Raw genomic sequence first — 13,817 nt, forward strand, 5'->3', positions numbered from 1 at the left:
TTTTTAGGTTAATTAATATAATAAATCGATGTTTATGATTATTTATTTACATGTGTGTGATATTTGTGTTTGGATTTGTTCTAGCCAATGCAAATATTTTAATTAATTGAATAATAAGTCGATTTTACTTATTTTATTATTGGTGACTTGTAAAGTGCTAGTAATTGAGAGTTAGTCTTCATTTGGGCGTCTATTTCAGCGATTATTTTTATATGGTTATTTATTTCTTGGGTCAATTGGTATTCTTTTTCTATTATTTTTAATAAATCAGAACTATTAACTAAAATTTTATTTTTTGCTAAGTTATCTTTGCTAAGGCTGGTTTTCTGTGTGGTAATTTTACTCGATAAATTATAATGTTCTTTTATTCGTTGTGCTCTTAGTAATGATGACTTTGTTTGCGGTATATTTCCCTTGAACTCAAAAGTGGTTTTTGGCAAAGAGGTAATTCTTTGATTAGGCCGATTTTCTTCACAAATTTTGTAATGTATATAAACTAATTTCTTATTAAATTTGCTTTCTGTTTTATATTTTATACCCACGGAAGGTAGTGTGATATGACGAATAGACTCTTGAATGATTTGTTTTTTTAAAGGAAGCATTGAACCATTTTTATTAGTTAGAGGTTTAGGTAATACAAATTTTTTTATAATCTCTTTTTTTTCTTGTAGACTTTTATTGTTAATGCCAGGGATTCTAATATCGCGATATAAAAAATCAGCATATTCAGCATTTTTTTTGGGGAGTTCTTTGTATTGGTCAAGAATAACTCTATTTTCTTTTATTAATGAGTCTGTACTTTGCTCAGAAAGAAAAGTAGATGAATATTTTCCGTATAGCTTAATTTTCAATTGATTGACTTTTTCGTAAAATTCACCAGTGCTTAAACACTTAATATTATTGGTTTCTTCTAAGTCGCTCTCATAGGCGGAATCAATACTCTCAGTGCTACAGGTACGAGTTGGTTTTAGCTGGTTATTCGTATCAAGTGGACTTTTCTTCAGTGAAGAGGTAATCGTAAAAATTTTTTTGATGAAATCATCGGAATTAATGATTTTTTTGAAAATCGTCGGATTACCCGATAAATAGCCTAATGTAATGGTCATAAATATTTCCCTAATTAATAAGATAATAATTATTATTCTATAAGGGGAAGTGATAAAGAGAATATAAAGAAGCGATTTTATTAGAATTTAATATGATAAATAAATAGCCCAGCCAAAGGTGGCCAGGCTGAAAGGTTAATTAACGAGTACCGTAAACAACAATGGTTTTACCATGTGCAGAGATCAGGTTTTGGTCTTCTAACATTTTTAGAATACGGCCGACTGTTTCACGGGAACAACCCACGATTTGGCCTATTTCCTGACGAGTAATTTTGATTTGCATACCGTCTGGGTGTGTCATTGCATCAGGTTGTTTAGCTAAGTTTAATAGCGTTTGAGCAATACGGCCTGTAACGTCTAAGAATGCGAGGTTACCGACTTTCTCAGATGTTGTTTGTAAGCGACTAGCCATTTGCGCAGAAAGGCGCATTAAAATATCAGGGTTTACCTGAATTAATTGACGGAATTTTTTGTAAGAAATTTCAGCAACTTCGCAGGCTATTTTGGCTCTAACCCACGCAGTACGTTCTTGCCCTTCTTCAAATAACCCAAGCTCACCAATGAAATCCCCCTGATTCAGGTAAGAGAGGATCATTTCTTTGCCTTCTTCATCTTTAATTAAAACAGCCACCGAACCTTTAACGATATAGTAAAGGGTTTCTGCTTTCTCACCCTGATGGATAAGAGTGCTCTTGGATGGATATTTATGAATATGGCAGTGTGACAAAAACCATTCAAGAGTAGGGTCTGTTTGTGGCTTGCCGAGAACCATTAGCGTTATCCTCTGTATGTTATTGCAGCCATTCAGAAAAACATACTAGAAAGGCTGGCTTTAAAGTCACTAGCTTAGCATATTAATTTGCCTTATATACCTTTAAATAATCTAACAGCTGATTGCTTCAGCGTTTTTGATTGCTTTGGGTAACGCAAATTGATATCAACACTATAATATGATCAATTAAACCGTTGAGTTTTGATCTTAATCCTATCAACTAAGTATTGTTTGTAGCATATTCAATAAAGAAAGTCTTCCCTGTATCGCTTCAGCCAAATAAAGTTGATATAACATTCATTGTATCTATGGAACAATGTAGCCTTTAAACCGATTTCATTTCAAGGGGAAATATAATGGAAGCAAGAGTTAAGTGGGTTGAAGGACTTTCTTTTCTAGGGGAGTCAGCGTCTGGGCACCAAGTGATGATGGACGGTAATGCAGGTGATAAAGCCCCAAGCCCAATGGAAATGGTGCTAATGGCTGCGGGTGGTTGCAGCGCGATTGATGTCGTTTCGATTCTACAAAAGGGCCGCTATGATATTACGGATTGTGAGGTGAAATTAACCTCACAGCGTCGGGAAGAAGCCCCTCGTTATTTTGTGAAAATCCATTTACATTTTATTGTAACAGGGAATGAATTAACGGAAAAAGCGGTCGAACGAGCCGTTCAACTTTCTGCTGAAAAATATTGTTCAGTCGCATTGATGTTAGAGAAAACCGTTGAAGTCACACACAGCTTTGAAATAAAAAACTAAAAATAAATTTAATTTTTATTGGTATATTTGAATTAAAAGATGCTTACCTTAATTAATGATAAGCATCTTATTTATTAATCAAAAAATAATTTAATTGTTGTCCTTTTGATTAATTAGTTTTTCGACTATTGGCGCCATAATTAATTCCATGGCTAAACCTAGTTTTCCTCCGGGGACGACAATTGTATTCATTGCAGAAATGAAAGAGCCAGATATCATTGATAGCAAATAGGGGAAATCAATTTGCTCTAGCCCACGAAAGCGGATCACAATAAAGCTTTCATCTTGTGATGGAATGGCTTTAGCCGAAAATGGGTTGGAGGTATCTACCGTCGGAACGCGTTGAAAATTGATGTGAGTGCGAGAAAATTGTGGCGTGATGTAATTAATATAGTCGCCCATAGAACGCACGACAGAGTCCATAACGGCTTCACGGGAGTGCCCTCGCTCTGTCGTATCACGGATTAATTTTTGGATCCATTCTAGGTTGACTATAGGGACAACACCGACAAGTAAATCAACATGTTGTGCGACATTATGTTCCGGTGTGACAACACCGCCATGTAGCCCCTCATAAAACAAAATATCCGTTTTATCTGGCAGCGGTTCCCAAGGGGTAAATGTCCCGGGCTGCAAGCCATAAGGTACCGCTTCATCATAAGTATGTAGATATTTACGGGATTGCCCACAACCCGTTTTTGCATAGTCAACTAAGGTTTGTTCAAGCAAAGCAAAATCATTCGCTTCGGGGCCAAAGTAACTGATGTGCCGGCCTTGTTCTCTGGCTTTACGGATAGCCATATCCATTTCAGGGCGTGTATAGCGGTGAAAACTATCCCCTTCTAATGTTGCAGGCTGGATATTTAATTGGTGAAAAACTTTACGAAATGCTTGGCTAGTTGACGTTGTGCCAGCACCGCTCGAACCGGTGATAGCAATAATTGGGTGCTTTTTAGACATCGTGGACTCCCTGTGCTGCGCTTATAAGCACTATTTTAATCAATAGTGCATGAAGCGGATTAACGGGTGTTAGGGTTGTGAGCCTTATTTGATGGTTTTACGACATGATTATGTTGGAAAACACGCAACTTTTTTATGACAAAAGATGACGTAAAAATGAACCATGGAATAAAAACATCATACAGAAAAACTTCCCTTAGGCATGAAATTAACCGATTCATGCAATTCAGACCAGACTAGCACAATTTCGCCAGAAACTAACTGCCGTTTCACATCGTTAACCTTATCTTGCAGGCTTTTTTCATGGGAGCCGTAGTCGGTTCCCTCACGCAATACGTAGCTCTCAATCAGGTTTTCCAATGTTTCAGGCTCAAGTTCTTGCCAAGGAATAATCACATTATTTCCTTATCTAAATAAGGGGTTAGCCATTGAGGAATACGGCTTTCTAACCACATTTGCGGTTTTCTGAATGTACCGCTCACAAAGCCGACGTGCCCGCCATGTTCTGTCATTTGGTATTCCACATTGTGGGGTAAAAATGATAAATCAGGAACAACTTCAGGCGCCATAAATGGGTCATCTTTGGCGTGAATAATTAACGTTGGTTTAGTGATATAAGCTAACTTGGGTAATGCACTGCATTTTTGATAATAATCTGTCGCATCATCAAATCCATGAATACGAGCAGTAATCACATCATCAAACTCACGGATCCGCTTAAGCTGCTTCAATTGTAAGAGGTTTAAGGGTAATGAGCCTGGATAACGGACTAATTTCCGGGTGGCATTGCGTTTCAAGCCATTTAGTAAGTAACGTTGATAAAACTGAGAAATGCCCTTTTCCATGCGTAAAGAGCAGGCTTCTAACATCAAAGGAGCAGAAACAACAACACCCGCATCGACATCTGCATTTTGACCGCTTTCAGCTAAATAGCAGGCTAACATATTGCCACCAAGAGAATAACCAACTGCGGCGGTTGGCGCATCACCATAGGTTTGTTTCAACCAGCGGAGAAAATAGCGAGCATCACTGGTTTCACCTGAATGGTAAATTCGCTGTTGGCGATTGGGTTCACCACTACAACCGCGAAAATGCATAATCACACCCAACCAACCATGTTTTTGGGCAGTTTCTAGCATTCCGTGAGCGTAAGGGCTTTTAAAATTACCTTCTAGACCATGGAAAATCACTAATCGTGGCTTATGCGCTGCTAGCTCGGGTTTTTCACTCCAAGCGAGATCGATAAAATCGCCATCAGGCAATTCAAGCCGTTGCCATATAGGTTTGATTTTCGGTGTTCTACGGAAAATCCTTGGCAGTAATGTTTGGAGGTGTGGATTTTTAGCCCAACTTATTGGACGAAAGTTTTCTGACATAGCCTTATTTTTATTTAATGGAGACTCTTGTGAGTCACATAACATACTGTTATTTTTTTGTGATGCAAGTAAACAAATTTGAGTTTGAGGCTAAATTATAAATGACACTGGGGCTGATTTTTTCTCTTTTTACGTTTTTATTCATTGCAGCAGTCACACCCGGCCCTAACAATATGTTGCTAACGTCAAGTGCAGCAAACTACGGTTTTCGCCATACGATTACATTATGCCTTGGTATTATGTTAGGCATGCAGTCCATACTTTATCTTTCTGCATTCGGTATTGCTGCACTTTTATTGCTCTATCCTGCGATTCATATCGCCTTAAAAGTCGCCGGAAGCATCTACCTGTTATGGCTCGCATGGAAAACAGCGACGGCAAATTATGCACCACTGAAGACGAATAGCGAAGTTGCGAAAAGCGTGACTTGGTATCAAGGTGGCTTATTGCAGTTTTTAAACCCGAAAGCATGGATGATGGGTTTGGGAGCCGTAGGGGGATTTAGCTTACCCGGTGAGTTATTTACTCAATCTATTTTAATGATGAGTATCGCATTTGTGGTGGTTAACTTAGTGGCGGGTTTAATCTGGATGGGGTTTGGTTCATTAATCAGCCTATTTTTGCGTAGCCGCCGTGCTTGGTTTATTTTTAACTGGGTAATGGGGATTTTAACGGCTTTGTGCGTTCCCCTGATTTGGTTGGAATGATTTTCTGATAAAAGTGCAGTTTATATGACTCATCAAAAAGCAGCCCATGGGCTGCTTTTTACATGTAAGGGAGGCGATTAGTCTAAATCGACGTTCTTAGTTCCGAAAAAATAAGTAAAAATAAAACCGAATAAGTAGGATGTGAATAACCCGCCCACATAAACTAACATTCCAGGGAACACCCCATCAGCTGACGTCATCATTGGGATAGCGACTAAGCCAGAAGGGCCAAAGACGGTATTCAAACCAACCGGTAAACCCATCCAAGCCACTAGCCCAACAAAGAAACCGCCTGCGGCACCACCTAAACATGCGGTGACAAATGGCTTCATCCGCGGAAGAGTTACACCGTAAATAAGTGGTTCACCGACACCTAAGAAACCTGGAATGATAGCCCCACGAATCTGATTGCGTAACACCGAATCTTTTGCGGCTTTAACATACAACGCCATTGCTGCACCAACTTGGCCACCACCTGCCATCGCTAGGATAGGGAAGAGTGAGTTAAAACCTTGAGTTTCAACGAGTGCCATATATACCGGAACAAAACCTTGGTGCACGCCAAACATGACTGCAATTAAGAATAGCCCAGCAAGTATGGCAGTTCCGAATGGGTTGCTGCTTAAATGAACAAACAGCCATGACATGCCAGAGAATAACCAGCTCCCAATAGGCATGATAAAGATAAACACAGCAGCACCAACAATTAATAAGGTAATTGTTGAGGTTAAAATCATATCAAGGTTAGCTGGGATAATTTTGCGTACCTGTTTTTCAACCCATGCGCCAAAAATACACGCAATCAATACCCCAATAATGTTACCTCTTGGGTCGATAGCCAACCCGAAAAAGCTATTCATGTCAGAATAGAACCCTTTGGCTATTTCAGGGTTATATCCAAGAACAAACAGTGAAGCAATGATGGCACCATTTACCGCGCTACCGCCAAAGGCTTTTTGAGTATTATAACCAATGAGAATGCTTAGAAAGCTAAACAGCCCTTTGCTAAATACTGACATATATAAAATAGTATGTACGAGTAGGGTCTGCTCTTCAGGCTTTGTTGGAAGCCCTGCTGGGAAATAGGTTTGTTTCGCTAGAGTTGCAAAGCCTAATAGTAGGCCGGCAGCAATAAAGCCCGGAATTAACGGTGTAAATATCGTGGCAAATTTGGATAAAAACCGATGAACGGCACTGGTTTGTTTCTTTTTCAGTTGCTGCTTATTTGCGGAGGCAATGTCGTTTAAATCCTGAGGCTGGGTTGTTGCCTCATGGCTATCCTCTTCACCACTATCCAACAGTTGGTTCATTAAGTCTGCGGCAGTTTGTGCTTTACCCGGGCCAAGGATCACTTGCAGCTGTTCATCACTCTCAATGACACCAAGCACCCCTGCGATTTGTTTGAGTGCAGCTTTATCGACTAGTTGGTCATCGTTGAGTGTGAGCCGCAAACGGGTCATACAGTTACCCGCTAATTTAATATTACGGCGTCCTCCAACGTGTTGTAGGACCTGCTGTATCATTTCTATTGTTATTTTAGCCATACTATTTATCCCATTAAAATCCGCAAATTAGGCGGATGAGGCCATATTGAGTGCCGTACGAATAAAACCGTTGTTGTCTAAGAGCAGTTGACGTGCGTCATCGGCATTCAAGCCCGATAGCACCATTAAAATGGCAGTTTTGCAGTGTCGATTACATTGTTGAAGGGCGGTTTCTGCAGTAGTTCGGTCACAGTCGGTCGCTTCCATCACAATTTTTGTTTGTCTTTCAATGAGTTTGGCATTTGTTGCTTCAACATCAACCATTAAATTACCAAACACCTTTCCGATACGGATCATTGCCCCAGTGGTGATCATATTCAGTACCAATTTTTGTGCAGTTCCTGCTTTCATGCGTGAAGAACCTGTGACAACTTCTGCACCGACAACGGGAGTGATAGCAATATCTGCGGCATTGGCTATTGGGCTATTTGGGTTACAGCTAATGGCAGCTGTGGTTGCACCAATAGCATTCGCGTATGCTAAAGCTCCTAATACATAAGGTGTTCGACCACTCGCTGCGATACCCACTAACACATCATTATCATTGAATTGAATGTCTTTGAGGTCTTGTTCGCCAAGTTCAGGTTTATCTTCTGCATTTTCTACGGCACGGAAGATAGCCTGATGACCACCGGCGATTAAACCAACAACTTGCTCATGGGGCGTTCCATAAGTCGGCGGGCACTCACTGGCATCAAGAATTCCTAAACGGCCAGAGGTTCCTGCGCCTGAGTAAATCAGACGACCGCCTTTTAAAAAGGCTTCTGCAACTTTATCAACCAGTTGAGCAATTTCAGGGAGCACTTTTTCAACCGCTAACGGAACGAGTTTGTCCTCATTATTAATGACCTTTAGCATTTCAGCCGTTGATAGTTGGTCGATATTAGTACTGGCTGCATTACGGCTTTCAGTTACCATTTTGCTTAAGTCGATAGTCATAAAAATTGCTCCTAGATCAGTTATTGGGCTAATATTAAGGAATTATTTATTCCTTATATGTGACTAATATCACGGTGCTATCTATTCTATCTTGTGAATATACAAGAATATTTTGTGATTTATTTTACGGACTAAAGTTACGACTCTTTGAATTGTAAGTATTATTTATCAGGCATCAGTGACTTGGTTGAGGAATAATTTATTATTATTTTTTTATCTATAGGTCTGGCTATTACAACTATTATTAGAGGTCACCATGACATTATTGGACATCATTACTTACTCACTACCGCGATTAGCAGAAAATCAACGTAAAATTGCACAATTTATCCTTGAAAATCCCGAAAATGTACTGAATTTATCGTCTCAGCAATTAGCAGAAATTTTAGATGTCAGCCAATCTGCCATCGTTAAGTTTAGTCAAAAAGTCGGGGTGAAGGGGTATCCCGCCTTGAAACTTGCACTTAGTGAGATTATTGGACGCCAGCAACTGAAAGAGGGAGCACCTCATTCCGCTTTACATAACCGCATTGCACCTGATGATAACTTGATGGTTGTTGCTCAGAAATTGGCAATGGAGAAAAATCATTCAATTACAGAAACAACAAAATTAATTGATTTCAGACAGTTTGAACGCATTGTTGAGCGAATAGACCAATCACAGAGAGTACAGATTGTCGGTATTGGTGGGTCAGGCTTAACTGCAAAAGATTTAAGTTATAAGTTACAAAAAATTGGTATTACAACGCTCGTGGAGTCAGACCATCATGTGCAAATTGCTGCGGCACTCACTCTCAATGCTCATGATGTACAAATCGTTATTTCTTTTACAGGGAAGCGTAAAGACATGCTAACAGCAGCGAATATTGCACGTAAGCAAGGGGCATGTGTCATTGCGATTACGCGTGACTGTGATTCACCACTGGGGCAAATTGCTGATTACGTTCTTGAAAGTATCGCGGAGGAAGATGAATGGCGTAGTTCATCAATTTCTTCAAGAACCGCACAAAATACGCTTACTGACCTGATTTTTATGGCGTTATTGCAACGGCGAGAAGCGAAAGCAAAGTCGTTAGTTATGAATGCAAGAGTAGTGATTAATAAATTAGATGAGTGATTAGTGGCTTGAATCCTCATCGATAACTTTGCAATCAAACCTTATTTACGTTAAGACTAATATTATCAGTATTTTGATTTTAAAAAGTTAAAAGGGAGTTATTGATGAGAGCACTCATAGTTTATACGGAATTAACCGATGACGACTCCGTGATTAGCCATGCTGTAGCAAGACTTGCTAGTGAACTTAAAGATGAGCACGTAGAAACCGTGATCATTCGTAATTTTGAAGATGGGATGGCATACATTCGATCAAATACCAGTATTGATTGCTTGTTATATGGCCGAGATATGTCAGACAAGCAAGAACAAACTCAGGCACATCAATTAATTACCCAACTTCATCGCAGACAAGAAGATGTGCCTGTTTTTTTATTAAGTGATCGTGAAGAAGCTTTGACGGCATTCGACCGCAAAATGATGGAGCAAGTTGATGAGTTTGCTTGGATTTTAGAAGACTCCGCTGATTTTATCGCAGGTCGAGTTCTTGCCGCGATAATCCGTTACCGCGCTAATTTATTGCCCCCTTTGATGAAAAGCTTGATTAAATACAGTGATGTACATGAATATTCATGGGCAGCACCGGGTCATCAGGGCGGTGTTGGGTTCACCAAAACCCCCGCGGGCCGCATTTATCATGATTTCTTTGGAGAAAACTTGTTTCGTACCGATATTGGTATCGAGCGAGTTGCCGTGGGGTCACTGTTAGACCATACCGGCGCATTTGGTGAATGTGAAAGAAATGCCGCCCGTATTTTTGGTGCTGACCAATCTTATTCAGTGGTCGTGGGAACATCAGGTTCGAACCGAACGATTATGCAAGCTTGTATGACGGATGATGACGTTGTTGTCATTGACCGTAACTGCCATAAATCTATTGAGCAAGGTTTGATTTTAACTGGAGCAAAACCGGTTTATATGACGCCAAGCCGTAATCGTTATGGCATTATTGGTCCTATTTACCCTCAAGAGATGACACCGGAAGCGATTACTGAAAAAATCGCTAAAAACCCATTAACTTCAGATAAAATAGGCAAACGTCCCGCATATAGTGTAGTAACTAACTGTACTTACGATGGCGTATGCTATCACGCACGCAAAGTTCAGGATTTGCTTGATGAATCATTGGATAGAATCCATTTTGATGAGGCATGGTACGGCTACGCGCGCTTTAACCCTATCTACCGTGACCACTTTGCGATGCGTGATGACCCTAGAAAAGACGATGAACCTACCGTTTTTGCGACCCACTCTACGCATAAATTATTGAATGCACTTTCACAAGCTTCATTTATCCACGTCCGAAATGGCCGTAATGCGATTGATTTTAATCGTTTTAACCAAGCTTATCATATGCATGCGACCACCTCGCCGCTATATGCAATTTGTGCCTCGAATGATATTGCCGCAGATATGATGGACGGCAACAGTGGGCGTTCACTCACTGATGAAGTCATCCGTGAAGCCATCGACTTCCGTCAATCACTGGGCTTCCTATACAAAGAATTTATCAATGATGATGAGTGGTTCTTCAAACCATGGAATCAAGAAATGGTGAAAGACCCAGCAACAGGTAAACGCTATGCATTTGAAGATGCCCCTGTTGAACTGTTGATGAAAGAGCAAAGTTGCTGGGTGATGAATCCTGAAGATAAATGGCATGGTTTTAAAGATATCCCTGAAAATTGGGCGATGCTTGACCCAATTAAGGTAAGTATCTTGTCGCCAGGGATGGGAGATGACGGTAAATTACTGGATAGCGGAGTTCCTGCAGCTTTAGTCACAGCTTGGTTAAATCATTATGGTATTGTGCCAACCCGTACGACCGATTTCCAAATTATGTTCTTGTTTTCGATGGGAATTACGAAAGGAAAATGGGGGACATTGGTCAATGCGCTGCTGTCGTTTAAGCGCCACTATGACAATAATACGGCACTGAAAAAGGTATTGCCTGAAGTGGTTGAAGCGGCTCCTGAGATCTATAGTGAGATGGGGCTACGTGATTTAGGGAATAAAATGTTTGTGTATCTACAAAAAAATAACCCTGGAGGCCAACTAAATCAGGCTTATGAACAACTCCCTGCAGTGATGATGAGCCCGCGCGATGCCTACCAAGAAATTGTTGCTAACCGTGTTGAGTCGGTTCCTTTAGATAAACTCGCCGGGCGTATTGCTGCTAACTCGATTATTCCCTATCCACCGGGTATCCCAATGTTGTTATCGGGGGAAAGCTTTGGCGATAAAAATAGCCCACATATCGGCTATTTACATAGTCTTCAAGCATGGGATAGCGAATTCCCTGGTTTTGAACACGAAACCGAAGGCACTGAAATTATTGATGGCCAGTATTATGTGATGTGTGTGAAAGAATAAGATTCAGTGATGATAAAAACGAAAAGCTATCAAAAGATAGCTTTTCGTGATTTTAATGGATTGTGATGTTTTATAACGAATTAATTTAATTCAAACTCACTAGTCATGGTTTCTAACTGCTCTTGCAATTCCATCCACTCCACTTCCACGTCTTCAAGCGCTGCTTTGTGTTCAGTTTGTTTTTTCAAACATTCCGTCAATTCGGCTTTTTTATCTTGTTCATAGATGGCCGCATCAGAAAGTTTTGCTTCAAGCTCACTCAGGGCATGAGAGTGTTTATCCATCTGCTTTTCCAATTCCGTAATTTTTTTACGGATAGGCTGAGTTAACTGACGAAATTCAGCTTCACGACGTTTTTGATCTTTTCTATCTTGTGCCGTCACCGTTGCAGCGGCTGCTGGCTTATCTTTCTCTTGTTGATCACGCACTTGCTGTAATTCGAGCTTGTTTTGCTCAGCTAGCCATTGTTGGTAATCTTCTAAATCACCATCAAACTGCTCTACAGAACCGCCGTGGACTAAATACAGTTCATCGGTCGTGGTGCGCAATAAATGCCTATCATGGGAAACGACAACTAAAGCGCCTTCGAAGGCCATTAAGGCTTCAGTAAGCGCTTGGCGCATATCTAAGTCCAAGTGGTTAGTTGGTTCATCGAGCAGCAGTAAATTAGGGCGCTGCCAGACGATTAAAGAGAGAACTAAGCGCGCTTTTTCCCCACCAGAAAAACGGCCACTTGGGTCAGTAACTTGGTCACCTTTAAAACCGAAACCACCTAAATAGTCACGTAATTGCTGCTCAGTATGCTCAGGGGCAAGGCGAGCAAGATGCTGCAAGGGGGATTCTTCAGGGTGCAAATACTCTAATTGGTGCTGGGCGAAATAACCGAGTTTAATCCCTTTTGCGAGGGAAATTTCTCCCTGTAATGGAGGTAAGTCGCCAGCTAACATTTTGATTAAAGTTGATTTACCTGCGCCGTTACGCCCGAGCAGACCAATGCGTGACCCCGGGACTAAGTTCAGTTTGATGGATTGCAAAATGACCTTTTCACCGTAGCCTGCGCTGACTTTTTCCATTTTTAATAATGGATTCGGTAAGCTTTCTGGTTTGCGGAATGAAAAATGGAATGGGTTATCCACATGAGCCGGTGCGACCATTTCCATTCTTTCAAGCATCTTAATGCGGCTTTGTGCTTGCTTGGCTTTGGTGGCTTGCACTCTAAAGCGGTCAATATAACTTTGTAAATGCGCAGCTTTAGCTTGTTGGCTTTCATACAACGCTTGCTGCTGGGCGAGTTTTGTCGCACGTTGGCGCTCAAAAGACGAGTAGTTACCCGTATATTCGAACATGGTTTCTTGTTCGATATGCAGCACTTTATCAATAATCGGGTCGAGGAAATCCCTATCATGGGAAATCAAAATCAGGGTGCCTTGGTAGCTTTTTAACCACTTTTCTAACCAAATGACCGCGTCTAAATCAAGGTGGTTGGTTGGCTCATCGAGTAACAACAGGTCAGAACGGCAAAGCAGTGCCTGCGCGAGGTTCAAACGCATCCGCCATCCACCCGAAAATGATTTTACTGGGGAATCTAGCTGTGTTTGGCTGAAACCTAAGCCATGTAGCAAACTGGAGGCGCGAGAACGAATGGTCCATGCATCAATCGCATCAAGCTGCCCATGAACTACTGCGATGGCATGGCCATCATTTTTTTCATTGGCTTGCTGTAGTTTTTGTTCTAAGGCTCGGAACTCGCGATCACCATCAATGACATATTCAAGAGCGGGCACATCAAGCGCGGGAGTTTCTTGGTTCACCCATGCCATAGACCAATTGCTTGGAAAGGTTGCAGAACCTGCTTCAGCTTGTAATTCGCCTTTTAATAACGCAAGAAGCGTCGATTTACCGCAGCCGTTTTTACCCACTAAACCAACTTTTTGGCCGGGGTTAATAGTCGCAGTGGCATTGTCCAGTAGGACACGAACACCTCGGCGAATTTGGAGTGAAGAGAAAACAATCATAGCAACCGTCTATTAAAAATATGTTAAATTACCCAAATCTACACACCCGAATAATAATACAAAGACTGCAATGTTTAGGGTGTAAACTCTATTTAGCAGGCTGCATGGTAACGGAAAATGTTCCGTCTGACACGCCTTTGAGGAGGGAAAG

12 protein-coding genes are annotated in these 13,817 nt (G+C 41.0%); 4 read left to right on the top strand and 8 right to left on the bottom strand.

Annotation, left to right across the window (positions count from 1 at the left end):
* Positions 1-128: 128 nt before the first annotated feature.
* Together P3L37_RS01505 and crp are read right to left on the bottom strand one after the other, a co-directional pair.
* Positions 129-1,106 carry a hypothetical protein gene (locus tag P3L37_RS01505; protein ID WP_272667476.1) on the bottom strand — a complete coding sequence of 326 codons (978 nt, stop codon included), beginning with the start codon at positions 1,104-1,106 and terminating at the stop codon, positions 129-131.
* A gap of 139 nt (positions 1,107-1,245) precedes the next feature.
* Positions 1,246-1,878, bottom strand: a complete 633-nt coding sequence (gene crp, locus P3L37_RS01510) for a cAMP-activated global transcriptional regulator CRP (RefSeq protein ID WP_004262556.1) — start codon at positions 1,876-1,878, stop codon at positions 1,246-1,248.
* Positions 1,879-2,234: 356 nt separating this feature from the next.
* Between crp and P3L37_RS01515 the strand changes: the two genes are divergently transcribed.
* Complete coding sequence (locus P3L37_RS01515; protein WP_004262554.1) at positions 2,235-2,636, top strand: OsmC family protein; 402 nt, start codon at positions 2,235-2,237, stop codon at positions 2,634-2,636.
* Positions 2,637-2,726: 90 nt separating this feature from the next.
* On the opposite strand, the gene P3L37_RS01520 is transcribed toward P3L37_RS01515, so the two are convergent.
* The 3 genes from P3L37_RS01520 to P3L37_RS01530 form a co-directional block, all read right to left on the bottom strand.
* The gene (locus P3L37_RS01520) at positions 2,727-3,596 is read right to left on the bottom strand and encodes a phosphoribulokinase (protein WP_110731455.1); all 870 of its coding nucleotides are present in this window, start codon (positions 3,594-3,596) and stop codon (positions 2,727-2,729) included.
* A gap of 177 nt (positions 3,597-3,773) precedes the next feature.
* Positions 3,774-3,992, bottom strand: a complete 219-nt coding sequence (locus P3L37_RS01525) for a YheU family protein (RefSeq protein WP_004262551.1) — start codon at positions 3,990-3,992, stop codon at positions 3,774-3,776.
* Positions 3,989-4,972 carry a hydrolase gene (locus P3L37_RS01530; RefSeq protein ID WP_004265945.1) on the bottom strand — a complete coding sequence of 328 codons (984 nt, stop codon included), beginning with the start codon at positions 4,970-4,972 and terminating at the stop codon, positions 3,989-3,991. Before P3L37_RS01530 ends, P3L37_RS01525 begins: the two co-directional genes overlap by 4 nt.
* 101 nt (positions 4,973-5,073) lie before the next feature.
* Between P3L37_RS01530 and P3L37_RS01535 the strand changes: the two genes are divergently transcribed.
* Positions 5,074-5,679, top strand: a complete 606-nt coding sequence (locus P3L37_RS01535) for a LysE family translocator (protein WP_004265943.1) — start codon at positions 5,074-5,076, stop codon at positions 5,677-5,679.
* A 77-nt stretch (positions 5,680-5,756) separates the two neighbouring features.
* Here the strand turns inward: P3L37_RS01535 and murP are convergent, their stop codons facing one another.
* Together murP and murQ are read right to left on the bottom strand one after the other, a co-directional pair.
* Positions 5,757-7,223, bottom strand: a complete 1,467-nt coding sequence (gene murP / locus P3L37_RS01540) for a PTS N-acetylmuramic acid transporter subunit IIBC (RefSeq protein ID WP_109912903.1) — start codon at positions 7,221-7,223, stop codon at positions 5,757-5,759.
* Between the two features lie 27 nt (positions 7,224-7,250).
* The gene (gene murQ / locus P3L37_RS01545) at positions 7,251-8,162 is read right to left on the bottom strand and encodes an N-acetylmuramic acid 6-phosphate etherase (RefSeq protein WP_115166423.1); all 912 of its coding nucleotides are present in this window, start codon (positions 8,160-8,162) and stop codon (positions 7,251-7,253) included.
* A 256-nt stretch (positions 8,163-8,418) separates the two neighbouring features.
* Here murQ and P3L37_RS01550 point away from each other — a divergent pair, with 256 nt between their 5' ends.
* Positions 8,419-9,279 carry a MurR/RpiR family transcriptional regulator gene (locus P3L37_RS01550; RefSeq protein ID WP_004265935.1) on the top strand — a complete coding sequence of 287 codons (861 nt, stop codon included), beginning with the start codon at positions 8,419-8,421 and terminating at the stop codon, positions 9,277-9,279.
* A 104-nt stretch (positions 9,280-9,383) separates the two neighbouring features.
* Positions 9,384-11,651 carry an arginine decarboxylase gene (adiA, locus tag P3L37_RS01555; RefSeq protein WP_042851454.1) on the top strand — a complete coding sequence of 756 codons (2,268 nt, stop codon included), beginning with the start codon at positions 9,384-9,386 and terminating at the stop codon, positions 11,649-11,651.
* Between the two features lie 80 nt (positions 11,652-11,731).
* Here the strand turns inward: adiA and P3L37_RS01560 are convergent, their stop codons facing one another.
* Positions 11,732-13,666, bottom strand: a complete 1,935-nt coding sequence (locus P3L37_RS01560) for an ABC transporter ATP-binding protein (RefSeq protein ID WP_123382624.1) — start codon at positions 13,664-13,666, stop codon at positions 11,732-11,734.
* Positions 13,667-13,817: the final 151 nt, after the last annotated feature.

Origin of the sequence: Providencia sp. PROV114 (assembly GCF_032704305.1) — a bacterium.
Taxonomy (GTDB): domain Bacteria; phylum Pseudomonadota; class Gammaproteobacteria; order Enterobacterales; family Enterobacteriaceae; genus Providencia; species Providencia rettgeri.

Coding starts and splice junctions, on each gene's coding strand:
- P3L37_RS01515 (WP_004262554.1), top strand. CDS start 2,235: ATGGAAGCAAGAGTTAAGTGGGTTGAAGGACTTTCTTTTCTAGGGGAG.
- adiA (WP_042851454.1), top strand. CDS start 9,384: ATGAGAGCACTCATAGTTTATACGGAATTAACCGATGACGACTCCGTG.
- crp (WP_004262556.1), bottom strand. CDS start 1,878: ATGGTTCTCGGCAAGCCACAAACAGACCCTACTCTTGAATGGTTTTTG.
- P3L37_RS01550 (WP_004265935.1), top strand. CDS start 8,419: ATGACATTATTGGACATCATTACTTACTCACTACCGCGATTAGCAGAA.
- P3L37_RS01505 (WP_272667476.1), bottom strand. CDS start 1,106: ATGACCATTACATTAGGCTATTTATCGGGTAATCCGACGATTTTCAAA.
- P3L37_RS01530 (WP_004265945.1), bottom strand. CDS start 4,972: ATGTCAGAAAACTTTCGTCCAATAAGTTGGGCTAAAAATCCACACCTC.
- murP (WP_109912903.1), bottom strand. CDS start 7,223: ATGGCTAAAATAACAATAGAAATGATACAGCAGGTCCTACAACACGTT.
- P3L37_RS01520 (WP_110731455.1), bottom strand. CDS start 3,596: ATGTCTAAAAAGCACCCAATTATTGCTATCACCGGTTCGAGCGGTGCT.
- P3L37_RS01535 (WP_004265943.1), top strand. CDS start 5,074: ATGACACTGGGGCTGATTTTTTCTCTTTTTACGTTTTTATTCATTGCA.
- P3L37_RS01560 (WP_123382624.1), bottom strand. CDS start 13,666: ATGATTGTTTTCTCTTCACTCCAAATTCGCCGAGGTGTTCGTGTCCTA.
- murQ (WP_115166423.1), bottom strand. CDS start 8,162: ATGACTATCGACTTAAGCAAAATGGTAACTGAAAGCCGTAATGCAGCC.